Source organism: Spirillospora sp. CA-294931 (assembly GCF_050946795.1).
Lineage (GTDB): Bacteria > Actinomycetota > Actinomycetes > Streptosporangiales > Streptosporangiaceae > Spirillospora.
In genome coordinates this window covers 5,185,877-5,211,988 of sequence record NZ_CP192006.1, presented here as the reverse complement: position 1 = coordinate 5,211,988, position 26,112 = coordinate 5,185,877, and the positions used below count along the sequence as shown (strand labels likewise).

General features: G+C 71.2%; 25 protein-coding genes. 16 read left to right on the top strand and 9 right to left on the bottom strand.

All coding sequences use genetic code 11. The features are described from left to right. Positions 1–121 precede the first annotated feature (121 nt). Both ACQPY4_RS23465 and ACQPY4_RS23460 read right to left on the bottom strand, forming a co-directional pair. Entirely contained in the window at positions 122–802 is a 681-nt protein-coding gene (locus tag ACQPY4_RS23465) for a response regulator (RefSeq protein ID WP_433324033.1), read from the bottom strand. Next, the gene (locus ACQPY4_RS23460; protein WP_433324031.1) at positions 799–2,076 is read right to left on the bottom strand and encodes a sensor histidine kinase; all 1,278 of its coding nucleotides are present in this window, start codon (positions 2,074–2,076) and stop codon (positions 799–801) included. The genes ACQPY4_RS23465 and ACQPY4_RS23460 overlap by 4 nt, the downstream gene beginning before the upstream one ends. A 134-nt stretch (positions 2,077–2,210) precedes the next feature. On the opposite strand from ACQPY4_RS23460, the gene ACQPY4_RS23455 reads away from it, so the two are divergent. The 3 genes from ACQPY4_RS23455 to ACQPY4_RS23445 all read left to right on the top strand — a co-directional run bounded on the left by ACQPY4_RS23455 (position 2,211) and on the right by ACQPY4_RS23445 (position 6,501). Beyond that, entirely contained in the window at positions 2,211–3,674 is a 1,464-nt protein-coding gene (locus ACQPY4_RS23455; protein ID WP_433324029.1) for a sugar porter family MFS transporter, read from the top strand. A gap of 174 nt (positions 3,675–3,848) precedes the next feature. Continuing rightward, positions 3,849–5,825: a threonine--tRNA ligase gene (gene thrS, locus ACQPY4_RS23450; protein WP_433324027.1), complete on the top strand. Its 1,977-nt coding sequence runs from the start codon at positions 3,849–3,851 to the stop codon at positions 5,823–5,825. Between the two features lie 70 nt (positions 5,826–5,895). After that, positions 5,896–6,501 carry a hypothetical protein gene (locus ACQPY4_RS23445; protein ID WP_433324025.1) on the top strand — a complete coding sequence of 202 codons (606 nt, stop codon included), beginning with the start codon at positions 5,896–5,898 and terminating at the stop codon, positions 6,499–6,501. Positions 6,502–6,655: 154 nt separating this feature from the next. Here ACQPY4_RS23445 and ACQPY4_RS23440 read toward each other — a convergent pair whose 3' ends face one another. Continuing rightward, on the bottom strand, positions 6,656–7,162 hold the full coding sequence (locus ACQPY4_RS23440) for an Asp23/Gls24 family envelope stress response protein (protein WP_433324023.1): 507 nt from the start codon (positions 7,160–7,162) through the stop codon (positions 6,656–6,658). Positions 7,163–7,317: 155 nt separating this feature from the next. On the opposite strand from ACQPY4_RS23440, the gene ACQPY4_RS23435 reads away from it, so the two are divergent. Genes ACQPY4_RS23435 through ACQPY4_RS23420 form a run of 4 tightly spaced genes read left to right on the top strand, consistent with a single transcriptional unit; the run spans position 7,318 to position 10,607 of the window. Next, on the top strand, positions 7,318–7,947 hold the full coding sequence (locus ACQPY4_RS23435; protein WP_433324021.1) for an HIT family protein: 630 nt from the start codon (positions 7,318–7,320) through the stop codon (positions 7,945–7,947). 57 nt (positions 7,948–8,004) lie between these two features. After that, a complete protein-coding gene (locus ACQPY4_RS23430) occupies positions 8,005–9,048 on the top strand; it encodes an RNA polymerase sigma factor (RefSeq protein ID WP_433324019.1) in 1,044 nt (347 codons plus the stop codon). A gap of 13 nt (positions 9,049–9,061) precedes the next feature. Further along, positions 9,062–10,213 (top strand): glycosyltransferase 87 family protein, encoded by a 1,152-nt coding sequence (locus tag ACQPY4_RS23425; protein WP_433324017.1) that lies wholly within the window; start codon positions 9,062–9,064, stop codon positions 10,211–10,213. Further along, the gene (locus tag ACQPY4_RS23420) at positions 10,200–10,607 is read left to right on the top strand and encodes a thiol-disulfide oxidoreductase DCC family protein (RefSeq protein ID WP_433324015.1); all 408 of its coding nucleotides are present in this window, start codon (positions 10,200–10,202) and stop codon (positions 10,605–10,607) included. The genes ACQPY4_RS23425 and ACQPY4_RS23420 overlap by 14 nt, the downstream gene beginning before the upstream one ends. Here ACQPY4_RS23420 and ACQPY4_RS23415 read toward each other — a convergent pair. From ACQPY4_RS23415 to ACQPY4_RS23400, 4 genes are all read right to left on the bottom strand, one after another. Continuing rightward, positions 10,577–11,452, bottom strand: coding sequence for a hypothetical protein (locus ACQPY4_RS23415; protein WP_433324013.1), 876 nt, complete (start codon positions 11,450–11,452; stop codon positions 10,577–10,579). The genes ACQPY4_RS23420 and ACQPY4_RS23415 overlap by 31 nt on opposite strands. Continuing rightward, positions 11,449–11,895 (bottom strand): hypothetical protein, encoded by a 447-nt coding sequence (locus ACQPY4_RS23410; protein WP_433324011.1) that lies wholly within the window; start codon positions 11,893–11,895, stop codon positions 11,449–11,451. Before ACQPY4_RS23410 ends, ACQPY4_RS23415 begins: the two co-directional genes overlap by 4 nt. 25 nt (positions 11,896–11,920) lie before the next feature. Beyond that, positions 11,921–12,772, bottom strand: a complete 852-nt coding sequence (locus tag ACQPY4_RS23405) for a polysaccharide deacetylase family protein (RefSeq protein ID WP_433324009.1) — start codon at positions 12,770–12,772, stop codon at positions 11,921–11,923. Between the two features lie 142 nt (positions 12,773–12,914). Continuing rightward, positions 12,915–15,074, bottom strand: coding sequence for an elongation factor G-like protein EF-G2 (locus tag ACQPY4_RS23400; RefSeq protein ID WP_433324007.1), 2,160 nt, complete (start codon positions 15,072–15,074; stop codon positions 12,915–12,917). 306 nt (positions 15,075–15,380) lie between these two features. Here ACQPY4_RS23400 and pgsA point away from each other — a divergent pair, with 306 nt between their 5' ends. The 9 genes from pgsA (at position 15,381) to ACQPY4_RS23355 (ending at position 23,059) form a co-directional block, all read left to right on the top strand. After that, positions 15,381–16,103 carry a phosphatidylinositol phosphate synthase gene (pgsA, locus tag ACQPY4_RS23395; protein ID WP_433324005.1) on the top strand — a complete coding sequence of 241 codons (723 nt, stop codon included), beginning with the start codon at positions 15,381–15,383 and terminating at the stop codon, positions 16,101–16,103. Then, positions 16,100–17,005 (top strand): phosphatidylinositol mannoside acyltransferase, encoded by a 906-nt coding sequence (locus ACQPY4_RS23390; protein WP_433324003.1) that lies wholly within the window; start codon positions 16,100–16,102, stop codon positions 17,003–17,005. Before pgsA ends, ACQPY4_RS23390 begins: the two co-directional genes overlap by 4 nt. Beyond that, entirely contained in the window at positions 17,002–18,168 is a 1,167-nt protein-coding gene (locus tag ACQPY4_RS23385) for a glycosyltransferase family 4 protein (RefSeq protein ID WP_433324001.1), read from the top strand. Before ACQPY4_RS23390 ends, ACQPY4_RS23385 begins: the two co-directional genes overlap by 4 nt. Before the next feature lie 11 nt (positions 18,169–18,179). Beyond that, positions 18,180–18,716 carry a hypothetical protein gene (locus ACQPY4_RS23380; RefSeq protein WP_433323999.1) on the top strand — a complete coding sequence of 179 codons (537 nt, stop codon included), beginning with the start codon at positions 18,180–18,182 and terminating at the stop codon, positions 18,714–18,716. A 95-nt stretch (positions 18,717–18,811) separates the two neighbouring features. Then, entirely contained in the window at positions 18,812–19,849 is a 1,038-nt protein-coding gene (locus ACQPY4_RS23375; protein WP_433323997.1) for a DUF3048 domain-containing protein, read from the top strand. A gap of 69 nt (positions 19,850–19,918) precedes the next feature. Then, positions 19,919–20,836 (top strand): pyridoxal 5'-phosphate synthase lyase subunit PdxS, encoded by a 918-nt coding sequence (gene pdxS, locus ACQPY4_RS23370; RefSeq protein WP_433323995.1) that lies wholly within the window; start codon positions 19,919–19,921, stop codon positions 20,834–20,836. Positions 20,837–20,977: 141 nt separating this feature from the next. Beyond that, a complete protein-coding gene (locus ACQPY4_RS23365) occupies positions 20,978–21,592 on the top strand; it encodes a DUF6928 family protein (RefSeq protein ID WP_433323993.1) in 615 nt (204 codons plus the stop codon). A 93-nt stretch (positions 21,593–21,685) separates the two neighbouring features. After that, positions 21,686–22,303: a pyridoxal 5'-phosphate synthase glutaminase subunit PdxT gene (gene pdxT, locus ACQPY4_RS23360; RefSeq protein WP_433323991.1), complete on the top strand. Its 618-nt coding sequence runs from the start codon at positions 21,686–21,688 to the stop codon at positions 22,301–22,303. Positions 22,304–22,306: 3 nt separating this feature from the next. Further along, positions 22,307–23,059 (top strand): YebC/PmpR family DNA-binding transcriptional regulator, encoded by a 753-nt coding sequence (locus tag ACQPY4_RS23355; protein WP_433323989.1) that lies wholly within the window; start codon positions 22,307–22,309, stop codon positions 23,057–23,059. A gap of 57 nt (positions 23,060–23,116) precedes the next feature. On the opposite strand, the gene ACQPY4_RS23350 is transcribed toward ACQPY4_RS23355, so the two are convergent. After that, positions 23,117–24,721 carry an alpha/beta hydrolase gene (locus ACQPY4_RS23350; RefSeq protein ID WP_433323987.1) on the bottom strand — a complete coding sequence of 535 codons (1,605 nt, stop codon included), beginning with the start codon at positions 24,719–24,721 and terminating at the stop codon, positions 23,117–23,119. Between the two features lie 92 nt (positions 24,722–24,813). Further along, positions 24,814–25,986: a TerD family protein gene (locus ACQPY4_RS23345; protein WP_433323985.1), complete on the bottom strand. Its 1,173-nt coding sequence runs from the start codon at positions 25,984–25,986 to the stop codon at positions 24,814–24,816. Positions 25,987–26,112: the final 126 nt, after the last annotated feature.

Below are 26,112 nucleotides of genomic sequence, written 5' to 3'. Positions count from 1 at the left end.
TAATGCGGCCCGCCGTTACGTGGTGGGCTCGTTGCGCGGTCCGGGGTTGCCCCTGCTGCGTGGCGTGACTGGCGACCTGCTCTGTGAAGCGCGCCGGAGGCGCGCTTCACCGGGGTTTGGGTCAGGTGCCGACCAGGCCGTTCTCGTAGGCGTAGACGACGGCCTGGGTGCGGTCGCGCAGGGCCAGCTTGGTCAGGACGTGGCCCACGTGGGTCTTGATGGTCTGCTCGGCCAGCACGAGTTCGGCGGCGATCTCGGCGTTGGACAGGCCGCGGGCCATCAGGCGCAGGACGTCCAGCTCGCGCGGGGTCAGCGACGAGGTGGCCCCGGGGCTGGGGCGCTGGTGGCGCTTGCGGCGGGCGAAGTCGCCGATGAGACGGCGGGTGATCGACGGGGCCAGCAGGGCGTCGCCGCCCGCGACCACGCGCACGCCGTTGACCAGGTCGGCGGCCGAGGCGTCCTTGAGCAGGAAGCCGCTGGCGCCGGACCCGAGGGCCTCGTAGACGTACTCGTCGAGGTCGAAGGTGGTCAGCACGAGCACCTTCGGCCGGATGTCGGCGGGATCGACGCCCTCGGCCGGTGGGCCGCCGACCAGCTCGGCGGTGGCGGCGAGCCCGTCCATCTCCGGCATCCGGATGTCCATCACGATCACGTCGGGATCGAGCTGGCGGGCCATCTCCACGGCCTCCAGGCCGTTGCCCGCCTGGCCCACCACCTCGATCTCGGGGTCGGAGGACAGCAGGGCCGCGAGCCCGTCGCGGATCATCACCTGATCGTCGGCGATCAGCACCCGTATTGTCACAGGAGCACCTTACGGGGCGGGCTGTCATACGGCAGCCCGGCGATCACCGACCAGCCGCCGTCGCCCCGGGGTCCGGCCTCCAGGCTGCCGCTGAGCATCGCCACCCGCTCGCGCATGCCGACCAGCCCGTGGCCGCCGCTGTGCGACTCGTCGGGGGTGCTGCGCGGGCCGTCGTCGGCGACCTCGATCCGCAACCGCGACTCCTCGTACTTGATCTCGATCTGCACGCGCGAGCCCGGCGCGTACCGGGTGGCGTTGCTGAGCGACTCCTGGACGATGCGGAACGCCGAGAGGTCGACGCCCGCCGAGACCTGCCGGGGGACGCCCACGACGGCGACCGCCACGGCCAGGCCCGACTGGCGCGCGGTGCCGACCAGGTCGTCCAGCCGGTCGAGGCCGGGCTGGGGCGACCGTTCGGCCGCCTCGTCGTCGTCCGAGCGCAGCAGCCCGACCACGCGCCGCGTCTCGGCCAGCGCCTCGCGGGCCGCGTCGCGCACCACCCCGAAGGTCTGGCGCGCGGAGTCGGGAAGCTCGGGGATCTTGTAGGGGGCGGCCTCGGCCTGCATCGCGATGACCGACATGTGGTGTGCCACCACGTCGTGCAGCTCGCGGGCGATGCGGGCGCGCTCCTCCAGCACGGCCTGCCGGGCCAGGTCCTCCTTGCGCAGCTCCTCCTGGCGCCGCAGGATCGCCTCGGCCAGCCGCCGCCCGCTGACCGCGTCGCCGAACACCAGCACCGCGATCACCAGCCCGGCCAGGATCATCCCGAACCAGCCCGGCATCCCCAGCAGGACGGCGGGCACCAGCAGCCCGCCGACGGTCACGGCCCCGACCCCGACGGTCGTCTCGCGCCGTCCGGTGTTGGCGACGAAGAACAGGATGATCAGGAAGCCGAGCCCGGCGGTGACCGGCCAGGGCATGAAGTTGCGGCCCGACAGCAGCAGGACACCGGCCAGGAACCCCGCGGCGCTCACCCGCCAGGCGGCCATCGGCCACCGGGTCGCGAAGATCAGCGGACCGGCCTGGGCGAGGCCCAGCAGCGCCGCCATGGTCGGCTCGGGACGCGGTTCGAAGATGTTCAGCGGGATGGCGATCGCGCCGCCGGTGAAGCCGATGGTCAGCGCCAGCAGCACCAGGAAGATCGGGACGGCGAGCCACATGCGGGACGGCAGCAGCGAGCCCACCGGGTCGTGCGGGCCCGGCACGAGCGCCGAGCGGATGCCCCGCCTGAGCCGCACGTGCTCGTGATGGGTGGAGAGATCTGGATCGTTCATTTCACCGCGAGAATAAGCCGATCGCCTGCGTGACCGCCTGACTCCAGAGGGGGAGATCGCGTCCGGGTCTTGAGTAGCAGTACCGCTTGCGACCCCGAGCGCATAACGGTTCGATCACGGGGAAGATCACGTGCATGGTCCAAGGGGGGAGCGGCGGCGCGCCGCCGCGCGAGGCCGAGCCGTCCCACGCCGCCGCGACGGCCGTGCTGCTGGCGGGGTCGGCCGCGCTCGGCGGGTTCCTGTTCGGCTACGACTCGTCGGTGATCAACGGGACCGTCGACGCCCTGCGCGACCAGTTCCACCTCAGCAAGCTGGTGGTCGGCTTCGTGGTGTCCTCGGCGCTGCTGGGGTGCGCGATCGGCGCCTGGTTCGCCGGGCCGCTGTCGGACCGGGTCGGCCGGGTCAAGGTCATGCTGGCCGCCTCGATCGTGTTCGTGGTCAGCTCGCTGGGCTCCGCGCTGGCGTTCAACGCCTGGGACCTGACGTTCTGGCGCGTGGTGGGCGGCCTGGCGATCGGCGCGGCCTCGGTCATCGCGCCCGCCTACATCGCCGAGATCGCCCCGGCGGCGCTGCGCGGGCGGCTCGGCTCGCTCCAGCAGATGGCGATCGTGCTGGGGATCTTCGCGGCGCTGGTGGTCGACTACGTGATCGCCCGGATGTCGGACGGCGGCGCGGGCGGCGAGTTCCCCCTGGGCGGGTCGGCATGGCGCTGGATGTTCGCCAGCGCGATCATCCCGGCGGTCATGTACGGGGTGATCGCGACGACGATCCCCGAGTCGCCGCGCTACCTGGTGAAGAAGCGGGAGCTCGGCCGGGCCCGGCAGGTGCTGGCCAAGGTCATGGGACGCGGCGAGGCCGACGTCAAGCTGCGCGAGATCGTCGCCTCGATCGCCGCCGACCGCCCGGTGCACCTGCGCGACCTGCGCGGGCCGCGGTTCGGGCTGCTGCCGATCGTCTGGGCGGGCATCCTGCTCTCGGTCTTCCAGCAGTTCGTCGGCATCAACGTGATCTTCTACTACTCGTCGTCGCTGTGGCAGGCGGTCGGCTACAGCGAGAACGACGCCATGCTCACCTCCGTGATCAACTCGGTCGTGAACGTGGTGGCCACGCTGGTGGCCATCGCCCTGGTCGACCGCGTCGGACGCCGCCCGCTGCTGCTGGCGGGAGCCGCCGGGATGGCGCTGACGCTGGGGACCATGACCGCCTGCTTCGCCACCGCGCCCGTGGTGGACGGCGAGCCGCGGCTCGGCGACGTGGCGGGCCCGGTCGCGCTGGTCGCCGCCAACCTCTACGTCTTCGCCTTCGCCGCGACCTGGGGCCCGGTGGTGTGGGTGATGCTCGGCGAGATGTTCACCAACTTCATCCGGGCCTCGGCCCTGGCCGTCGCCGCGGCGGCCCAGTGGATCGCCAACTGGATCATCACCACGACCTTCCCCGGGATCTCCGGGGTCTCGCTCGGGCTGGCCTACGGCATCTACACCGCCTTCTCGGCGCTGGCCCTGGTGTTCGTGTTCCGCGCCGTCCCCGAGACCAAGGGACGGGAGCTGGAGGACATGGACACGCTGGAGGCTCCCCGCCGTCCGCGAGCGGTCCCGTAGGCTACGATGGGTTCCATGGCAGCCGCACGCGTTTCGCCGACGACGACGCCGGGTCACTCCCGGCGCTGCGACCGCCTGTCCTGACATTGCACGCGGTGAGGCCCCGGGATCCGTCCCGGGGCCTTGTCGTTTGCGCCCAGAACCGAACGAGAACCGACACCGCGAGGAGTAACCGTGTCCACCGTGCCTGAACTGCGCATCACCCTCGGAGGCAGCGAGCGAGTGGTGCCCTCGGGCACGACCGCCGGGCAGGCTCTCGAGGCCGACGGCCGGACCGTGATCGCGGCTCGGGTCAACGGCGAGCTGCGCGACCTGGCCCACCCGGTCGCCTCCGGCGACGCCGTCGAGCCGGTCGAGATCGGCTCCGCCGACGGGCGCGCCATCATGCGGCACTCGGCCGCGCACGTGATGGCGCAGGCCGTCCAGGAGCTGTTCCCCGACGCGCGCCTGGGCATCGGGCCACCGGTCGAGAACGGCTTCTACTACGACTTCGACGTGGCCGAGCCGTTCACCCCCGACGACCTCAAGCGCGTCGAGAAGCGGATGCGCGAGATCGTCAAGCAGGGGCAGCTGTTCTCCCGCCGTCCGGTCGCCGACGACGAGGCCCGCCGCGAGCTGGCGGCCGAGCCGTACAAGCTGGAGCTCATCGGCATCAAGGGCTCGGCGGGCTCGGACGACGGCGCCGACGTCGAGGTCGGCGCGGGCGAGCTGACCATCTACGACAACCTCGACGCCAAGTCCGGCGAGCTGCGCTGGAAGGATCTGTGCCGCGGCCCGCACCTGCCCACCACCCGCGTCATCCCGGCGTTCAAGCTGATGCGCTCGGGCGGCGCCTACTGGCGGGGCAGCGAGAAGAACCCGCAGCTCCAGCGTATCTACGGCACCGCGTGGGAGTCGCGCGAGAAGCAGGACGAGTACCTCAAGCTCCTGGAGGAGGCCGAGAAGCGCGACCACCGCAGGCTCGGCGCCGAGCTCGACCTGTTCTCCTTCCCGAACCAGATCGGCAGCGGCCTGGCGGTCTTCCATCCCAAGGGCGGCGTCGTCCGCCGGGTGATGGAGGACTACTCGCGCAAGCGCCACGAGGAGGAGGGGTACGAGTTCGTCAACACCCCCCACATCACCAAGGGCGACCTGTTCGAGACCTCCGGGCACCTGGGCTGGTACAAGGACGACATGTTCCCGCCCATGGAGGTCGACGGGGGCGAGTACTACCTCAAGCCGATGAACTGCCCGATGCACAACCTGATCTTCGACGCCCGGGGACGCTCCTACCGCGAGCTCCCGCTGCGGATGTTCGAGTTCGGCAGCGTCTACCGCTTCGAGAAGTCGGGCGTGGTGCACGGCCTGACCCGCGTCCGGGGCATGACCCAGGACGACGCGCACATTTACTGCACCAAGGAGCAGATGGGCGACGAGATCAAGTCGCTGCTGTCCTTCGTGCTGGGCCTGCTGCGCGACTACGGGCTCAACGAGTTCTACCTGGAGCTGTCCACCAGGGACGACTCGGAGAAGTTCATCGGCGAGGACGCCGACTGGCAGGAGGCGACCGCCGCGCTGAGGCAGGCCGCCGACGAGTCCGGTCTCGACCTGGTCGCCGACCCGGGCGGCGCGGCGTTCTACGGCCCGAAGATCTCCGTGCAGGCCAAGGACGCCATCGGCCGCACCTGGCAGCTGTCGACCATCCAGGTCGACTTCAACCAGCCCAAGCGGTTCGACCTCGAGTACCAGGCCGCCGACGGGACCAGGCAGCAGCCGGTCATGATCCACCGCGCGCTGTTCGGGTCGATCGAGCGGTTCTTCGGCGTGCTGCTGGAGCACTACGCCGGCGCGATGCCGCCGTGGCTGTCGCCGGTGCAGGTGGTCGGCATCCCGATCGGCGACGCCCACGTCCCGCACCTGGACAAGATCGCCGCGCGGCTGCGCGAGCGGGGCGTCCGGGTCGAGGTCGACTCCTCCTCCGACCGGATGCAGAAGAAGATCCGCAACGCGCAGAAGCAGAAGATCCCCTTCATGCTGCTGGCGGGCGACGACGACGTGGCCAAGGACGCGGTCTCCTTCCGCTACCGCAACGGCGAGCAGAAGAACGGCGTGTCGATCGCCGAGGCGGTCGAGGAGATCGTCAAGGCCGTCGAGGCCCGCGTCCAGATCTAGCCGAAGGCCAGGGCAGAACTGATCTCCGGGGGTTGGTAGCCTCGGCGGTCATCGCCACATCGGGAGACGGATGAAGACGACGAGAAGGCCGGGGACCAGGTCTCCCTACCCCTGGCTCCGGGTCCTCGGATACGGGGGCGCGCTGGCCTGCGTGGCCGCCGCCCTCGTGGTCCTCCTCATGCCGATCCTCGACAAGGACGACCGGCGCGACGCCTCGGCCAGCAGCGGCAACGTCGCGGGAGACCCCCAGGCGGGGGTCTCTCCCGGCCCGCAGGCGCAGACCGTGGCGCCCAGCGAACCCGCACCGCGGCAGAGCCAGAGCGGCCGCCCGCGCCAGGACGACGGCGGGCGGCAGCCGGGGGTGGGCCCCACGATGCCGGGCGACAACGGGTTCCCCAGCTCGGGCACGTCGCTGTGCCCCGCGGGCACGGCCTACTACAAGTCCACGGGCGCGGCCATCGAGGTGACGGTCAACTTCCAGGCCAGCGGTCTGGTGCGGGCCGAGCTCTCGCTGCGGGGCGGCGCGCCGGAGTCCAAGCAGGGCTCGGCCAAGGGCGGCCGCCCGCTCACGTTCACCTTCCCGGGCGTCCAGATCGCCCAGGTCGACCGGGTCAAGATCACCGCGGTGTCGACCGGCGCGTCGATCGAGAGCTGCTACGCCCGTCCCGGCGCCTGAGCCTCCAACGACCTCAGCCCGCGCGCGATTGCGTTAATGAGCGGGAAGCGAGCCGAAGGCGAAGCTTCCCGGCGAGATCGCGAAGCGATGCAGCAATCGCAAAATCGTGGTCACCGGAGCGAGCCGCCAGGCGAGCGCAGGTGGGCCGGGATTTCTAAGACAGCGCCTCGGCCTCGCGGGGCATCCAGACGTCCTCGATGGCGACGTCGACGGCCACGATCCGCACCCCCAGCATCAGCCCGACCACCCGCGCCACATTGGCCTTGACGATCTTGGCGACGTCCATCACCACGCAGCCGTACTCCACCGCGAGCCGCAGGTCGAGCGAGACGTCGCTGTCGCGCAGGCTGACCCGCACGCCCTGATGCGTCTCGTCGGCACGGCTCAGCAGCCCGGCCACGCCGCCCACCTCCATCGCGGCCATGCTCGCGATCTTCTGGACGACCTCGTCCTCGATCACGATCCGGCCGTGCACGGGAGGCGGCGGCCCGTCGCCGCCCGCGTGCCGTCCGGCCTGCTGCGGAACCGGTGAGGGCAGCGGCGTCGTCCCCATCTGCATCGCCGTGGCGGGCGGCGACCCGGGGAAGTACGGCATGGACCTGACCTCCGCGTGGGAGGTCTCCGCGCGGTTGTTCGGATAGCCCTTGTCGAGTTCTGACATCGGCGCGGCTCCCCGCGGTTCGGCGACGCGCGCGGCGTCGCGAAGGTGTGGATGTGAGGGCGCGATCCGGGGCCGCCGGGGCATCCCGGCTTCAGGCCGTCCGGCTTCTCTCTCTATGCTGCTGGTCAGGCCGTGAACAAAAGGAGAGCGCCGCCTTGAGCGTAGAGCCGGAGGAGCCCGTGGTGCAGGAGGCGCGCGAGGACGCGCCCGAGTCGGGAGGTCAGAGCGCGCGTGAGCCCCGTTACGAGGAGGAACGGGGAGGCGCGGGCGTTCCCGACAATTTCCAGCGCCTGTGGACTCCGCACCGGATGGCCTACATCAAGGGCGAGAACAAGCCGACCGGCACGGGCGCCGGCGACGGCTGCCCCTTCTGCGTCATCCCGTCGATGACCGACGACGAGGGCCTGGTCGTCGCGCGCGGCACGCGGGTCTTCGCCGTCCTCAACCTCTACCCCTACAACTCGGGCCACCTGATGGTCGTCCCGTACCGCCACGTCGCCGACTACACCGAGCTCGACGCCGGCGAGGCGGCCGAGCTCGCCGTCTTCACCCAGCGCTCGCTGACCGCGCTGCGCAAGGCCAGCGGCGCCCAGGGGTTCAACGTCGGCATGAACCTCGGCCAGGTCGCGGGCGCCGGGATCGCGGCCCACCTGCACCAGCACGTGGTGCCCCGCTGGGGCGGCGACACCAACTTCATGCCGGTCGTCGGCCACACCCGCGTGCTCCCGCAGCTCCTGCGCGACACCCGCCAGATCCTTTCCGACGCCTGGCCGGACGACCTGTAATATCCGCCCGCCTCACGACACCAACCATGTGTCGGCACAAGGTGAAAGGCAGGGTCCATGGCGGACGGACGGCGCTTCGAGGAGATCTACGAGAAGCACCATGGGGCGGTGCTCCGGTATCTCAGGCGCAGGATCGGCACGGAGCACGCCGCCGACGTCACCGCCGAGACCTTCATGGTGGCCTGGCAGCGCATGGGCGACATTCCCGAGGGCGCGGAGCTTCCCTGGCTCTACGTGGTGGCCCGCAACCTGACGGCGAACCACCAGCGGCGTCACGCACGCCGCGAGCGCCTGGCCCCGACCAAGGTCCCGGTCGAGCCTGACCACGCCGAGGCCGTCGGCCGCCGCGACGAGGCGCTCACCGCCTTGCGCGCGCTGAGCGCCGGGGACCGCGAGGTGATCCGCCTGGCCGCCTGGGAGGGCCTGGACCGCGACCAGCTCGCCCTGGCGCTCGGGTGCACGCCCTCGGCCGCCACCGTCCGGCTGCACCGCGCCCGCAAGCGGCTGCACGCCCTGCTCGGCTGGTCGCCCGCCCAGCGCCCCCGGCCGTTCCAGGCGGCCGCCGCGGCGGGCATGCTCGTCGCCGCGACGGTCCTGGTGGCCGTGGGGCCCCGCCTCGCCGACATCGAGGTCATGAACGCCGCCTCCGACCCGGTCTGGGCCCGCGTCAACGCCCGCTGGACGTCCCAGTTCCGCGCGGGCGCGTCCGAGCTCGACGGGCAGCCGACCTTCGTCCCCGGCCTGGCCGGTCTGCGCACCACCATCGACCCGTGCCCCTCCCCGCCGGGACGCTTCCACTGCCAGCTTCCGGACTTCCCCGGTCCCGTCCGGACGACCGGAGGCTGGTCCGAGCACGTGCCGGGGAAGCGGCTGCTCTCCTACAGCGGCTACGCCAGGGTGGGAGTGGCCAGGCTTGTGCTGGCCCCCAAGGGCGCCAACGGTCGCACCCTGAACCTCCCTCTGGTCAGCACCGGCCTGCCGGACCTCCGCGAGTTCGCCTTCACGCTCCCCGACACCATCGACGGCACCCTGCACGCCTTCGACTCCGGCGGCCGGGAGATCTACGACTCCCAGCAGGACCCTGAGGCCGTCTTCGGCTGAAGGACGTCCACAGATGAACCGCCTGTGGCGCCGGGTCGCCGCCTGCCTCCCGTTCGCCCTCTTCGCCGCCCTGGCCTGCCGGGAAACCGTCTCGGCCCTGCGGCGCCCCCTGCCAGGCCGCCAGGCCGACCTGCATATCTACGTGGGGTCCGTCCAGACCGTAGTGGACGGCCGTCCCCTCTACGACTACGCGGCCGAGGACGGCGGCCCCTTCACCTATCCGCCGTTCGCGCTGCTGGTCCTCCTGCCCGTCGGGTGGCCGCCCGAACAGGTCGTCCGGGCCGTCTGGACGGTGGCCACCTGTCTCGCCGTCGCGCTCATCGCGGTCCTGCTGACCTGGCGGGTCCGTTCCCGCAGGCTCGCCGTCACAGGAGGCGCGGCGACGGTCCTTCTCCTGGCCGCGCCGTCGCAGAGCAACCTGCGCCTGGGGCAGGTCAGCGTGTTCATCGTGCTGCTCGTCCTCGCGGACGCCCTGGAGATCACCCCGCCCCGATGGCGGGGAACGCTCATCGGGCTGGCCGCCGCGATCAAGCTGACACCGCTGCTGTTCGTCCCGTACCTACTCGTCACCGGGCAGTACCGCGCCGCGCTGCGGGCAGGATGCGTCTTCGCGGCGGCGGCCGCGCTGGCACTGGTCGCGTTGCCGGGCGACTCGATGCGGTTCTGGACGGACGCCGTGTTCACGACCTCGCGCATCGGCGACCTCGCCTTCGACGGCAACCAGTCGGTCCAGGGCGTCCTGCTGCGGTACGGCAGCCTCGACCCCGAGCTGTCGTCGGCGTGGCTGCTCTATGTGGCGGTGTCCACGGTGGGAGCGCTGCTGTGGGCCCGGGAGCTGCGCGCCGAGGGGCGGGTGACCGAGGCGGTGGTGGTCGTCGGCTGCGCCACGATCGCGGCCTCGCCGGTCTCCTGGACCCACCACCAGTTCTGGACCGTCCTCGCCGGGCTCGTGCTGGTGTCACGGGGCGGCCCGGCCAGGCGGTTCGCCGGGGTCGTGGTCCTGGTCGCGATGGCGTTCCCGTTGGGCGCCCCCGGGGCGGCCGGCTTCCTCGCCGACAATGCGCGTGCCCTGTGCGCCGCCGTGATCTGCTGGGCCGGGTGGTGGGCGATCACACAGTCTGGACAGCGGGAGGACCGGGCAGGATATGGATATGACCACGCTTGAGCGGCCCGTTCTCGTCTACGACGGGGACTGCGGGTTCTGCACCTCCTCGGTGCGGTTCCTGGAGCGGCGTGTTCCGACGGAGGCGCGCGTCGTCCCGTTTCAGTTCGCTGATCTGGACGCGCTGGGAACCACGGCCGAGCGCGCCGAGTACGAGGTGCTCTGGGTCGATCGGAAGGGGCGTGTCTTCGGGGGCGCCCAGGCCGTGTCGCGGCTGCTGACGGGCGCGGGCGGGCTGTGGCGGCTTCTCGGGGCCGTGATCCGGGTGCCGCCGGTGCGGTGGGTGGCGCAGGGGGTCTACCGGCTGATCGCCCGGAACCGGCACCGGATGCCCGGCGGGACGGCGGCGTGCGCGCTTCCGGCGGCTCAGCGTCCGGGGGCGGGCGAGAGCGGCTGAGCCTCGGTCTCCTCCCGCTCGTCGCGGTCGCGCCCGGGCAGGCGGTCGGTGAGGCGCTCCAGCGGGAGGAACGCGGCCAGCCAGATGGCGTGCGGCAGGAAGTGGATGCTCATCAGCGCGTAGGTGACCACGTGGAAGCCGACGAAGAAGAGCACGAGCGCGTAGAGGGCCCGGCCGCGCAGGAACAGCAGCGCCGGTGACGTCGCCTCGGCGAAGAGCGTGAACCACTGGCTGATCTTCAGCAGCCAGGGATACTCGATCAGGGTCCGGCCGAGCGGTGTGCCGCGGCGGCTCAGCGCCCACTGGAGGGTGGCGCCGTTGGGCCAGGCGGGGAAGCCGCCGATGCGCACCTTGGCCCAGGCCGACAGGAAGTAGGCCGCCACCACGCCGACCTGGACGCAGCGCACCGCCCAGGCGGTCGCCTCGCAGGCGATCCGGTCGGTGATCCGGGCGTGCCCGACGGTGGGCAGCACGAACAGGGCCACCACCAGGGCGAAGTGGTCGTGGTCGACCTTGCCGTAGGACATGCTGATCGTGACCCACCACAGGTAGCCACCGGCCGCGACGAAGCCCGCGGTGCGGGGGAGGCGTCCCAGCGCGGCGATCAGGGCCGCGACCAGGGTGACGGCGAGCAGGGTGTACATGGCGCCGAGGGTGGGCGCGGGGAGATGCAGCCAGCGGGCCAGGCGGACGGGCTGGTACAGGTCGGCGGGCAGTCGCGCGTGGGCGAGGGTGCTCTGCGTCAGCAGCAGCATGTCGAAGGGCAGGAAGGCGTAGGCCAGAATGCGCAGCCACGCGACGCGGGCGCGGGGGACCGGGCCGAACCACCAGCGGTTCCAGATCATCGCACCACCCAGGTGACGCGGTTCTCGTGGGTGGTCTTCACGACCTTGCCGTGCTTCAACGTCCTGACCTGTTTCACGATGTAGATCTTCGTCAGCCTCGGGCGCCCGGGGTGCAGCCGCCGCTGGGCGTCGGCGATGCCCTGGAGCAGCGACGGGTCGCGCGCCAGCCGGGTCATCTGGCCCTCGATCTCGGCCCGCTTCATGCCCGAGCCGACGGCGTCCATCGACAGCTTCACATGACGGCCGTCGGCGGTGTCGGCCTCCAGCCAGTGCGAGTGGATCTCGCCGCCGTCGTTCTTCACCGAGAACGCGAACTGGGTCATCGGCCCGAGCGGGAAGTCGTCGTCCTCCCCGTATGAGCTGGTGTAGAACAGCGCGCCGACGACGGCGGCCGCGACGAGCGAGCGCCACAGGCGGGAACGCCCGCTCAGGTGAGATGCCACCGGCTGCATCCGAACAGATTAGAGGTCATCGCGGGCGCCGGGGCGGTGCCGCCCCACGGCGCAGTTCCGACACGGTGACGAACCCGAACCCCCGGGCGCGCAGCCCCTTGATCATGTCGGGCAGCGCCCGGATCGCCTTGAGCCTGCTGGGCTGGCCGACGTCGTGGGCCAGCACGATGGTGCCCGGCTTGGCATGGTCGACGATGTCGCTCACCAGCGCCCCGGGACGGTCGCCGTAGCGCCGGTCGCGGACCAGCAGCGACCACAGCGCCAGGTCGTACTCGTGCTCGGACGCCACGTGCAGCGTGGTGCCGCCGAGCTTGCCCCACGGGGGCCGCAGCAGCACCGCGTCCTTCCCGGTGATCTCGCGGATCGCCTCGTGCGTGCGGTGGATCGAGCGGAAGGCCCGCTTGTGGCTCATGCGCGACAGGTCGTCGTGGTTCCAGGTGTGGTTGCCGACCTCGTGCCGGTCGAACCTGCCCTTGATCAGTTCGGCGTTGCGGACCAGCCGGCTGCCCACCACGAAGAACGTGGCGGGCACCTTCTCCTCGTCGAGGATGTCGAGCGCCAGCGGCGTCCACTTCTCCATGGGGCCGTCGTCGAAGGTCAGGGCGACCAGGCGCCGTGTGGTGTCGACGGCCCAGATCACGTCGACCTGTTGGCCCGGCGGCTGCCAGGAGTCGATGGAGGCCGCCGAGGCGGGAGCGGGCGGGTCCTCGGTCACCCACGCCCAGGTGCCGACCGCGCCCGCGGTGGATCCGGCGGCCAGCCCGGTGGCGAGGCCGAAGCGCTTGAGCACGTGGCGGCGCGCGGGCCGTGGCTCGCGCTCCGCCCCCCGCGGCTCCCCGGCCGCGGTCTGTTCCCCCGAAATGTCCATGACCTGCCAAGAATCTCACGGTCAGGCCATGCGCCAATCGGCCGGGCGGCCGAATCCCCCTACGCCTGAAGGATGATCCGGTCACTCCCATAATCCCCTGGTCGTACGGTTGACCTCATACGACCAGGGGATGGTGCGGGCGTTAATCCTTGGATTCGGCCAGCTTGTCGGCCAGATGCGAGGGCAGCGGCTCGTAACGCAGGAAGGCGCGGCTGAACGTGCCCGTGCCCTGCGACATCGAGCGCAGGTCGATCGAGTAGCGGACGATCTCCAGCTGCGGCACCTCGGCCTTGATCATGGTGCGGCCGCCCGGGACGGCCTGCGAGCCGAGCACCCGGCCCCGCCGCGAGGTCAGGTCGGACATGATCGGGCCGACGTACTCGTCGGCGATGAGGACCTCGACCTCGTCGACCGGCTCCAGCAGCAGGATCGGCACGCGCCCGGCGGCGTCCTTGACGGCCAGCGCCCCGGCGGCCTGGAAGGCCATGTCGGAGGAGTCGACCGAGTGGGCCTTGCCGTCGTGCAGGGTGACCTTGATGTCGACCAGCGGGTACCCGGCCGACACGCCCCGCGCCATCTGCTGCCTGACGCCCTTCTCGACCGAGGGGATGAACTGGCGCGGCACGACCCCGCCGACGATCTTGTCGACGAACTCGAAGCCCGTCCCGGCCGGCAGCGGCTCGACGTCGACATGGCAGATGCCGTACTGGCCGTGCCCGCCGCTCTGCTTGACGTGGCGTCCCAGGCCCTTGGCCGTCCCGCCGAACGTCTCGCGCAGCGGCACACGCAACTCGACGCGTTCGACCTCGACGCCGTATCGGGTGCTCAGCCGGTCGATCAGGACGTCGGCGTGGGCCTCGCCCATGCACCACAGCACCAGCTGGCGGGTCTCGGGGTTGTTCTCCAGCCGCAGCGTGGGGTCTTCGGCGACCAGGCGGCCCAGTGCCTGGCTCAGCTTGTCCTCGTCGGCCTTGGAGCGGGCGCGGATCGCGACCGGAAGCAGCGGGTCGGGCATCGACCACGGCGCCATGAGCAGCGGTGTGGACGGATCGGAGAGGGTGTCGCCGGTCTCGGCGCGGGCCAGCTTGGCGACCGCGCAGATGTCGCCCGCGCGGCACTCGGACGCGATGCGCTGCGTCTTGCCCAGCGGGCTGGTCAGCGCGCCCACCCGCTCGTCGACGTCGTGGTCCTCGTGGCCGCGGTCCTCCATGCCGTGCCCGGAGACGTGCACGGTGGAGTCGGGACGCAGCGTCCCGGAGAACACCCTGACCAGGGAGATCCGGCCGACGTAGGGGTCGGAGGTGGTCTTGACGACCTCGGCCACCAGCGGGCCGTCGGGGTCGCACTCGACCTTCTTGGCCGAGCGGCCGTCGATGCCGGTCACCGGGGGGATGGGGTGCTCCAGCGGCGACGGGAAAGCCTGGGTGATGACCTCCAGCAGCTCGCGCATGCCGATCACGGGGCCGGGACGGTCGCCGTGCGGCACCGCGGTGGCCAGCACCGGGTAGAAGCTGCCGCGCGCGACCGCGGTCTCCAGGTCGGAGATGAGCGCCTTGACGTCGATCTCCTCACCGGACAGGTACCGCTCCATGAGCGACTCGTCCTCGCTCTCCTGGATGATCCCTTCGATCAGCGCTCCGCGCTGCTCCTCGATCTGGTCCAGGAACTCGGCGTCCGGCTCGCACTCGGTCAGCGTGCCGGAGGAGTAGTCGAAGCAGCGCTGGGTCAGCAGCCCGATCAGCCCGGTGAGCCCGTCGCCCGACCCGACCGGGAAGTAGCAGGGCAGGACGCCGTCGCCGAACACGTCCTGGCAGGTCAGCAGCACGTCGTCGAAGTCGCCCCGCTGCTGGTCGATCTTGGTGATCACCACGGCGCGGGGCATGCCGACCGCGGCGCACTCCTCCCAGAGCATCCGGGTGAGCCCGTCGATGCCGTCGACGGCCGAGATCACGAACAGGGCCGCGTCGGCCGCGCGGAGCCCGGCGCGCAGGTCGCCCACGAAGTCGGCGTACCCGGGTGTGTCGATCAGGTTGACCTTGACGTCGCCGTACATGAACGGCGCCAGCGCCAGGTTCACCGAGCGCTGCTGGCGGACCTCGACCTCGTCGAAGTCGCTGACCGTGGTGCCCTCCTCCACCTTGCCGGCCCGCTGGACGGTGCCCGTCGCGGCGAGCAGCGCCTCCACGAGGGTCGTCTTGCCCGCCCCCGAATGGCCGACCAGCACGACGTTGCGCACGTTGCCGGGCCGATCGGCCGTCGGTGCCCTGCCGGGGGCTCCCGGGTGGCCTCCCTTGTCAGCCATGACTACCTCCTCGGACGGGGTCCCCTTTCGGGGCCGCGAGCGTTGAGGGCCCGGCCCGAAGGCCTGGCCCTGGCGTCCGAGTGCGGCGTGCGGCCACCTCCTCGACGTGCGTGACCGTCGTCACACCCGTGTCAATACCTTTTCCCGTGACGCGCCGGATCACAAGGGGTGAACGTCAAACGTCCGTCATCTTCTTCGCGCGCGGACGGCCGCCGGTGCCCCGCCTTCCCCACCTGGGGCGAGCGGTCGCACTACGATTGGCGCCTGCCCCGAACCACTGCCTCGACCACACATGATCGGACGGCGATGCTCAACAAAGTGCGGCCCGCCCTGGGCCGCGTCCTGACCCCCATCGGCCGGACCGTCGCGCGGACCGGGGTCACGCCCAACACCATCACCGTGATCGGCACGGTGGGAGTGGTCGCCGGGGCGCTCGGCTTCTTCCCGCGCCAGCAGTTCTTCTGGGGCACGATCGTCATCACCGCGTTCGTGCTGTTCGACATGCTGGACGGCGCGGTCGCCCGAGTGACGGGCAAGACCTCCAAGTACGGCGCGTTCCTCGACTCCACGATGGACCGGGTCGCCGACGCGGCGATCTTCTCCGGGCTGATGATCGGCCTCTACCGCGACGACCAGGACGCGCTGGCCGGCGTCGCGCTGTTCTGCCTGGTGTCCGGGGTGGTGGTGTCCTACGCCAAGGCCCGCGCCGAGGGACTGGGGTACACGTGCAACGTCGGCATCGCCGAGCGGGCCGAGCGGCTGATCGTCGCGCTGGTCGCGGCGGGCCTGGACGGCCTCGGCGTCCCGTACGTGCTGGCGTTGGCGCTGTGGGTGCTGGCCGCGCTGAGCACCGTGACGGTCGGGCAGCGGTTCGCGACCGTCCGGGCGCAGGCGCTGGCCGACCCGAACCCGCTGCCGCCGTCCTCGGCGCCCGCGCGCCCGGCCGCCACCGGGTCCGACCCGGTGCCGCCGCCGGACCCGTCGGGGCTGCCGCCCTCGCCCAAGCCGTCCACGGAGTCGCTCGCATGAACGTGCCGATGCGCGACGAGGCGATGGACGCCGCCTACGCGCTCGGCTGGACGATCGTCCGCAAGATGCCCGAACCCGCGGCCAGGGCGGCCTTCACCGCCCTGGCCGACCGTACCTGGCACCGTTACGGGTCCGGGGTGAGGCAGCTGGAGAAGAACCTGTGCCGCGTCCTGGACAAGAAGGCCGTCGACGACGAGGTGCGCGTCCTCAGCAAGAAGGTGCTGCGCTCGTACTTCCGGTACTGGCTGGAGGTCTTCCGGCTGCCCGAGTACGGGCGCGACCGCATCCTGGGCGACATGCGGGTCAGCGGCCACGAGCCGATGCTGGCGACGCTGGAGTCGGGCCGGGGCGTGATCCTCGCGCTGCCGCACATGGGCAACTACGAGCACGCGGGCGCCTGGCTGGTGCACATGGGGCACCCGTTCACCACGGTGGCCGAACGGCTCAAGCCCGAGTCCCTCTTCGACCGGTTCGTCGCGTTCCGTGAGAGCCTGGGCATGGAGGTTCTGGCTCATCGGGGGGCGTCGGCCTACGGGCGGATGGCCCAGCGGCTCCGCTCGGGGCGTCCGGTCTGCCTGGTGGTCGACCGCGACCTGTCCGCGAGCGGGATCGACGTCGAGTTCTTCGGCGCGACCGCGCGGATGCCCGCGGTGTCGGCGGCCCTGGCGATCCAGACCGGCGCGGCGCTGTACCCGGTGACGCTCTGGTACGAAGGCCGGTACTGGGGGGCGCGCGTCCACGAGGAGGTCCCGGTCCCGGGAGAGGGCGCCAGACAGGAGAAGATCCAGGCGATGACGCAGGAGGTCGCGCGCGTCTTCGAACAGGGGATCACCGCGCATCCCGAAGACTGGCACATGCTCCAGAAGGTATGGGTCGACGACCTCGCGGAGGACGGCCGTTGAGGATCGGCATCGTGTGCCCGTACACCTGGAACGTCCCCGGGGGCGTCCAGCAGCACATCCGCGACCTCGCCGAGGCGCTCATCGGGTACGGCCACGAGGTCTCGGTGATCACACCGGCCGACGACGACGCCGAACTGCCTCCCTACGTGGTCTCGGCGGGACGCGCCGTCCCGGTGCCCTACAACGGGTCGGTCGCCCGGCTGGCGTTCGGCTTCCTGTCGGCGGGCCGGGTGCGGCGCTGGATCAACGACGGGCGCTTCGACGTCCTGCACGTGCACGAGCCCGCCGCGCCGTCGCTGGGCATCCTGGCCTGCTGGGCGGCCGACGGCCCGATCGTGGGGACGTTCCACGCGTCGTACGAGAAGTCGCGGGTCGTCTCGGTGACGGCGCCGATCCTGCAGAGCGCGCTGGAGAAGATCACCGGCCGTATCGCCGTGTCGGAGGCGGCGCGCAAGACGCTGGTGGGTCATCTGGGCGGCGACGCCGTGCTGATCCCCAACGGCGTCGCGACCGAGCGGTACGCGATGGCCGAGCCGCTGGAGGGCTGGCCCGAGCGGGGCACGGGGGAGGGCGTCCGCGAGGGCGGCGGCACCCTGGGCTTCCTCGGCCGGATGGACGAACCGCGCAAGGGCCTCCAGGTCCTCGCGCGCGCCTTCGAGATCCTGGGCCGCGAGCGGCCGGGCCTGCGGCTGCTGGTCGCGGGCCCCGGCGACGCCGACGACGCGGTCGCCAAAATCTCCCCCGACCTGCGCGAACGCGTCGTGGTGCTCGGCATGGTGAGCGAGGAGGACAAGATCCGGGCCTATCACTCGGTGGACGTGTTCGTGGCGCCCAACCTCGGCGGCGAGAGCTTCGGCATCGTGCTGGCGGAGGCGATGTCGGCGGGCGCGCCGATCCTGGCCAGCGACATCGAGGCGTTCGACCGGGTGCTGCTGCGCGGGCGCGCCGGTGCGCTGTTCCCGGTCGGCGACCACAAGGCGCTCGCCGCCGCGGCGGGGGAGCTGCTGGACGACCCCGCCCGGCGCAAGCAGCTGTCGGCCGAGGCCCGCGCGGCCGTGCGCCGCTACGACTGGTCGTCGGTGGCGCGCGACGTCCTGCGGGTCTACGAGACCGTGGCGCACGACTCCGGCAGCGGCGTCGTCGAGTCCGGCGTCGGGGCCTGAGGGGCGGCCCGGTGTCCTACGACTGGATCATCGACGTTCTGTTCTGGGTCGCCGTGGTGTTCCTGGTCGGCGTGTACGTTTCGTGGCGCGCGACCCGGCTCGACCGGCTGCACGTCCGGGTGGAGACCGCGCGGGCGGCGCTGGACGCGGCCCTGGTCAGGCGGGCCGCGGTGGCGCTGGAGCTGGCGGCCTCGCGGCTGCTGGACCCCGCGACCAGCCTGGTGCTGGCCACGGCCGCGCACGAGGCGCGCACCGCCGACGCCGACGCCCGCGAGTTCGCCGAGAGCGACCTGTCGCGGGCGCTGCGCGCGGTGGTCGACCAGCCCGGCTTCGCGGTCGCGCTGGGGGAGAAGGGCGACGGGCAGGACGTCCTCGACGAGCTCGGCAGCGCGGCGGCCAAGGTCGTGTACGCGCGACGCTTCTACAACTCGGCGGTGGCCTCGGCGCGCGTCGCGCGTCGCAAGCTGCTGATCCGGGTGCTGCCCCTGGCGGGACGCGCGCCGCTGCCCGACTTCTTCGAGATCGACGACGACGCGCCCCGGCTCTGAACCGGGCACCGCGACCAATGCGTATGGATAGGGACAAACACCTAGAACTCATTGGCTACGCTCGGGGGTCGGTTCGCCAACGGGAGGGGTAGTCGGTGCATGTGGTCTGGAATCGGGGCGTCCTTCGCCTGACGGCGGCCGGTGTCGGTGCCGCCGTGCTGGCGGGGGCGCTGTCCGGCTGCTCCGACGACGGCAAGGAGGGCGAGAAGGTCGGCCCGCCCCCGGTGCCCGGCGCGACCACCAGCGGCAAGCCCGAGGCCGCGGCCGTCCACCCGTTCACCGGCGGCAAGACGGGGCTGCGCAACCCGGTGCTGGCGGTCAAGATCGAGAACACCCGTCCCGCGATGCCGCAGCACGGGGTGAGCGCGGCCGACCTGGTCTACGTCGAGCAGGTCGAGGGCGGGGAGACGCGGCTGATGGCGGTGTACTCGTCCAAGCTCCCCAAGCAGGTGGGGCCGGTCCGCAGCGCCCGCATCTCCGACCTGCACATCCTGCCGCAGTTCGGGAAGCCCGCCTTCGCGTTCTCCGGCGTCCAGAGCAAGATGAAGAAGTACATCCGCCGGGCGCCGGTCTACGACATCTCCCAGGACAACGCGGGCTCGGCGTACTTCCGGCAGGGGCCCAAGGTCATGCCGTACAACCTGTACGCCAACCCCAAGACGCTGCTGAAGAAGGCGCCGAAGGCCGAGGGGCCGCGCGACATCGGGTTCAGGTTCGGCCCGGCCCCGGAAGGCGGCCGCCCGACCAAGAGCTTCACCGCCCGCTGGCCCACGGCCACCATGGGCTTCACCTGGTCGGCCAAGGCCAAGCGCTGGCTCTCCACGCACGGGGGGCGGACCAACACCGCCGCCGAGGGCGGCGTCCTGGGCGGCAGAACCGTGATCATCCAGTACGCCAAGACCGAGCGCTCGAAGTTCCACGACTTCCTGCGGAACTACACGCCGCTCATTCACACCACGGGCACCGGACGCGCGATCGTCCTGCGCGACGGCAAAGCCTACGACACCAAGTGGTCGCGTCCCGCCGAGAACCAGGGGACGACCTTCACCACGGCCGACGGCAAGCCGATGACGTTCGCCCCGGGTCAGGTGTGGGTGGTGCTGGTCAACGACGGCAAGCCCCGCGTGCCCTGAGCCTTACGAGCAGGCAATACCATGGGAAGCGTCTACTGTCCGTTCTTGTCGTTGATGTAAGGAATGCCCGTGTCCACTCGCAATGTCGCGTCTGAGAACACCGCCCCCGAGACCGGGACCGCCCGGGTGAAGCGTGGCATGGCGGAGATGCTCAAGGGCGGGGTGATCATGGACGTGGTCACCGCCGACCAGGCCAAGATCGCCGAGGACGCCGGCGCGGTCGCCGTCATGGCGCTGGAGCGGGTTCCCGCCGACATCCGCGCCGACGGCGGCATCTCCCGGATGAGCGACCCCGACATGATCGACGGCATCATCGAGGCCGTGTCGATCCCGGTCATGGCCAAGGCGCGCATCGGGCACTTCGTCGAGGCCCAGGTGCTCCAGGCCCTCGGCGTCGACTACATCGACGAGTCCGAGGTGCTCACCCCGGCCGACTACGCCAACCACATCGACAAGTGGGCCTTCACCGTCCCCTTCGTGTGCGGCGCCACCAACCTGGGCGAGGCGCTGCGCCGCATCACCGAGGGCGCGGCCATGATCCGTTCCAAGGGCGAGGCGGGCACCGGCGACGTCTCCAACGCCACCACCCACATGCGCGAGATCCGGGCCGAGATCCGCAAGCTCCAGTCGCTGCCCGAGGACGAGCTGTTCGTGGCGGCCAAGGAACTCCAGGCGCCCTACGAGCTGGTCAAGGAGGTCGCCCGGGCGGGCAAGCTGCCGGTCGTGCTGTTCACCGCCGGCGGCATCGCCACCCCGGCCGACGCCGCGATGATGATGCAGCTCGGCGCCGAGGGCGTCTTCGTCGGCTCGGGCATCTTCAAGGCCGGCAACCCGGCGCAGCGCGCCGAGGCCATCGTCAAGGCCACCACCTTCCACGACGACCCCGACGTCATCGCCAAGGTGTCGCGCGGGCTCGGCGAGGCCATGGTCGGCATCAACGTCGCCTCCCTCGGCGAGGACCAGAAGTTCGCGGGCCGCGGCTGGTAGCCGGTGACCGCCCGGTAGCGTAACCGGGCGGTTACAAGCGGTTCCCTCTCCCCAGCGTCCGTCCCGGGCGTTACGCTTTGCTGCGCGGCCGGTGGGGAGGCGTGATCCCCGGGTGGTGCCCGGCCGCGGGAGGGACGCATCATGGCCTGGTCGGTCGCGCTCGCGTGCGCGAGTACCGGTGAACCCGCCGACGTCTTCAGGCCGGGCCTGATACCCGAGCCGGACGCCGCGCCCGGCCTCGCGCGAGGGCTCTACCCCTCGGCCACGCTCACCGAGACCGGCGAGACCGTCCTCGACTTCGCCCTGTGGCCGTATGAGGACGAGCTGTTCGTCGGCGCGTTCGACCGGGCGCTGCTGCTGTGCGACCGCCGTCTGTTCTGCCTCGACGACGACGCGCGCCGCATCGCCGACACCGCCGCCGCGGCGCTGCCCGGCTCCCGCTGCGGCGTCCTGGTCCTGCACAGCGTCATCGCCGGATGCTGGTTCCGCTGGTACGACGACGGTGACCTGCGCCGCGAGGTGTTCGTGACCGCCGAGGACGGCGTGATCGTCGACCAGGGCGAACGCCTGCCCGCCGAACGACCCTTCTGGAAGGCCATCGACGAGGGCGCCCCCGACGTCCCGCTGCCCTTCGACCACGAGGAGTTCGGCCTCACCCTGGCCCGCACCCAGATGTTCGGCCGCGGCATCGCCGATCGAGGCGACGACGGCTTCCTCCCTCTTGAATTGCCGCTGCGCCGCTTCAAGCTGTGCTGACGTCAGGAATCTTGGCGGGCTCCAGGGCGTTGTAAGGAGCGTTTAGGGTGATAGCGCCCCCTTTGCGATCACACTTCCCTGGAGGTCCCCCACGTGACTGCTGCGCCCTCGATCGGTGTCCTCGCCCTGCAGGGCGACGTGCGCGAGCACCTGCGGGCGCTCCAGGCCGCCGGGGCGCGCACGTCCACGGTGCGCCGCCCCGAAGAGCTGGAGGCCGTCGACGCCCTGGTCATCCCGGGCGGCGAGTCGACCACGATGTGGAAGCTGGCCCGCACCTTCGAGTTGATGGAGCCGCTGCGCAAGCGGATCGAGTCGGGAATGCCCGCCTACGGGTCCTGCGCCGGTATGATCATGCTCGCCGACCGGATCAGGGACGGCGCGGCGGGCCAGGAGACCATCGGCGGCATCGACATGACGGTGCGGCGCAACGCGTTCGGCCGCCAGGTCGACTCCTTCGAGTCCGAGATCCGCCTCGACGGCATGGAGGACTCGCCGTACCATGCGGTGTTCATCCGCGCGCCCTGGGTCGAGTCGGTCGGGGACGACGTGCGGGTGCTCGGTCGTGCCGAGAGCGGCGCGAACGTCGGTAGGATCGTCGCCGTCCGTCAGGGCCGCCTCCTGGCGACCTCGTTCCACCCTGAGCTGACGGGCGACTACCGCGTGCACCACTACTTCGCCGATCTGGTGCGCCGGGCGATGGAGGAGGAGTAACGAATGTCCGGCCATTCCAAATGGGCGACGACCAAGCACAAGAAGGCCGCCCTCGACGCCAAGCGCGGCAAGCTCTTCGCCAAGCTGATCAAGAACATCGAGGTGGCGGCGCGGACGGGTGGAGGCGACCCCGACGCCAACCCGACGCTGTACGACGCCATCTACAAGGCGAAGAAGAACTCGGTCCCCAACGACAACATCGAGCGCGCGCGCAAGCGCGGCGCCGGTGAAGAGGCGGGCGGCGCCGACTGGCAGAACATCACCTACGAGGGCTACGCCCCCGGCGGTGTCGCGGTGCTCATCGAGTGCCTGACCGACAATCGCAACCGGGCCGCCTCGGAGGTCCGCGTCGCGCTGACCCGCAACGGCGGCTCGCTCGCCGACCCGGGCTCGGTCTCCTACATGTTCGCCCGCAAGGGTGTCGTGCTCGTGCCCAAGGAGGGAACGAGCGAGGACGAGGTGATGATGGCCGTCCTGGACGCCGGCGCCGACGAGGTCAACGACCTGGGCGAGGGCTTCGAGGTCGTCTCCGAGGCCGGTGACCTGCTCGCCGTCCGCACCGCCCTCCAGGAGGCGGGCATCGACTACGAGTCGGCCGAGAGCAAGTTCCTGCCGAACCTGACCGTCCCGCTCGACGAGGACAACGCCCGCAAGGTCTTCCGCCTTCTGGACGCCCTCGAAGACTCCGACGACGTCCAGGACGTCTACGCCAACTTCGACGTCTCCGACGAGGTCATGGAGAAGATCGACGCCTGACCCGGCCGAAACACGCGCGATGCCGCCGCCCCGACGGGACGGCGGCATCGTCGTGTCTCAGCGGATCCCAGGCCAGGTGCCCGGAAGTCCGGCGAACGGTGCGTCGGTGGTGGCCGCCACGCCCGGCAGGAACGGGCTCGGATTGGCCGGGCACACGGTCTTGGCGGGCGGCAGGGCGCCGGTCAGCAGATAGCGGTTGACGTGACCGGTGACGCAGTCGCTCCGCTCGTAGGCGGTGTGACCCCAGCCCGCGTAGGACAGGAGCCTGCTGCCCTTGAGCAGCCGGGCACTGGCCTGCGCGCCGGTGTAGGAGGTGACGCCGTCGAAGTAGTTGCCGACGACGAGCACCGGTGCGGAGGTCTTCGTGCTCCACGGCCCGCCGTAGCGGTCCTGGTTCGTCGGCCAGTCGGCGCACGCGGCCCCGCCCCACCACCAGTACGGCGCGAGCCGTCCGGCGGCCTCGGCGTAACGTCCGACCGCCTGGAAGGTCCGGAACGAGCGGGGGAACTCGGCGTCGGCGCAGACATTGCCGTTGTAGGCGTCGAACCCGTTGGGGTAGTCGGCGTCACGCGTCGGCGCGGGGGCCCGCCGCTTGTCCAGCACGCGCGAGGCCGCGGCCGAAGGACCGTCCCCGGCCTTGCCGCCCTCGGCGAGGTCGGCGATGAAGTCGAACGCCGCCGCGTAGTCCGGCCACCATTCGGGCGTGTAGAGCGAGCTGTTGGCGTCGCCGATCAGATGCTCGTAGGTGTAGAGGCGGCCGTCCCCGAGGTCGACGGGCTTGGCCAGCACCGCGCGGGCCAGCGCCTCGAACCGCTTGGCCGAGCCCTGCTCCGTGGCGAACGCGCAGTTGGGGCCCGCCTCGTCGCACAGCCGCAGGAACTCCTTGAACTCCTGGCCGGTGGCCACCCGGTCGTTGACGATCTGCCACCCGCTGGACCACAGCCGCGGGTCGAGCACCCCGTCGATGACCAGCGCGCGGACGTTCTTGGGGAACATGTTCGCGTAGGTGTTGCCGATGTGGGAGCCGTAGGAGAAGCCGAGGTAGTTCAGCTTCCTGTCGCCGACCGCCCGGCGCAGCAGGTCGAGGTCGCGCACGACGTCGGCGGTGCTCATGTGCCGCGCGATCGTCCCGTCGCGCGTGAGGCACTCGCGGGCCAGCGAGCGGTACTTGTCGAAGTAGGGCCGTTCCTGCTCCCGCTTGTACGGGAAGCTCGGCACGCCGTTGAAGAACGCGCCGAGCTCCTCCTGGCTGTCGAAGCAGTGCAGCGGGTCGGACGCGCCGACGCCCCGAGGGTCGAACCCGACGATGTCGAAGCGTCCCTCCAATGCCTGCGACAGCCTGTTCCCGGCTCCGAGCGCGAACTCGACGCCCGAGCCTCCGGGCCCGCCGGGGTTGAGGAACACCGACCCGATCCGCTTGGCCGGATCGGTCGCGGCCTTGCGTGCCAGCGCGACCGACGTCGTGGGTCCGCCCGGCTCGTCGTAGTCGAGCGGCACACGAGCGGTCGCGCAGTCGAAACCGGGATAGTCCTCCCCGCACGGTTGCCAGCTCAGCTTGGGGACCGTCGGCTGCTCCGCCGCCGCGGCGACCGGCGCCGCGACCAGCGGTCCCGCCAGGACAAGGGTGAGTGCGACAACGAACCTGCGTGGTCTGGTCAACATTGACCAACCTCCGGGTGATTGTGTTGGCCTCATACCTACAACACCCGAAATGCCCCGTCGACCCTCCAAAGTCGGAGACCGATCCTCGGTTTTCAGAAGTCCTCGAAATCGTCCTTGAACTCGGCGGGGCCCTTGTCCATCTCGAAGGTGCCGTCGGCGTACAGCACCGGACGCTCCTCGGCGTGCGAGGCGCCGTAGGTCTCCACGTGACGGATCTCGACGCCGTCCGGGGCCGTGAAGTCCACCAGGGCGATCGCGACCCAGTAGGACTCGCTGTTGTCGTGGAACAGCGGCACGTTCACCGCCGAGCCGCGGCCGTCGGTCACCACCGCGCGGGCGCCGAACGACCGGAACGAGCCGTGGCCGTTCCCGATCGCGCTGTATGCGCAGATCAGCACGTATCCCTGCTGGTCGGGACGGGCGATCCGGACGGTCTCGCGTCCCGGCTCGGTGGAGTCCCCCGCGTGCTGGACGTACGGCGGCGAGGTCAGCGAGCCCAGGTCGCGGTAGTACACCGCGCCGTCGGTCGCGCGCCCGCCGCCCCGCTTGCCGAACCTGCCCTTCCCGGCCTTCTCGGCCGGGACGAACAGCGCGTACAGGTCCAGGTCGGCGCCCATCTCGCGGCGCAGGTCGCTGCCGCCGTCCCACTCCAGCGTGGCGGTGACCACCGCGGCGGGATCGCCCTTGTCCAGGCTGATGGTGGCCCGTCCCGCCTTCTCCAGCGTGATCTTCCGCGGCGCCGTCTGAACGGGCGGCGCCGGGGCCGGGACGGGCTCCTCCACGGCCACACCGAAGTCGGCGGCCAGGCCGGCGAGCCCGCTGGCCCATCCCTGCCCGACGGCCCGCACCTTCCAGCCCTCGCCCCGCCGGTACAGCTCGACGAGGACGACGACCGTCTCGCCTTCGGTCAGCGGCGGGGGCGTGAACCCGATTGGCCCGGAGGCGGAGCCGGTCACGGTCGCGCTCGGCGTGGTCGCGGCGTCGAAGGTCGCGTCCGGCCGGTCGGCGTCGACGCTGGCCAGCACGGCGACCGTGGTGATCTCGGCGGGCAGCCGGTCGAGGTCGGCGGTGACCGACGATCCGGAGAGCGCGACGCCGTCCTGCGCCGGGTGGTTGAAGAACACCAGATCGTGATCGGCCCGCACCTTGCGCTCGGGACCGAGCAGGGCGGCGGACACGTCGACGGGCTGTCCGGCCGTGACCGCGATGGTGATGGCCCGGCCCTCGAAGGCCGCGTTCCCGCCCTTGGCGAGCTGGATCGTCATCGTCTCTCCGTTTCCGCGGGGTGGTGCTCCTTTGCTATGGGACGTTCCAATAGAGCTTTTCGATCACCTGGACGGCGATTGAGTGAAATCCAGATGTCCGGACATGACGGATGCCGCCGCCCCCGG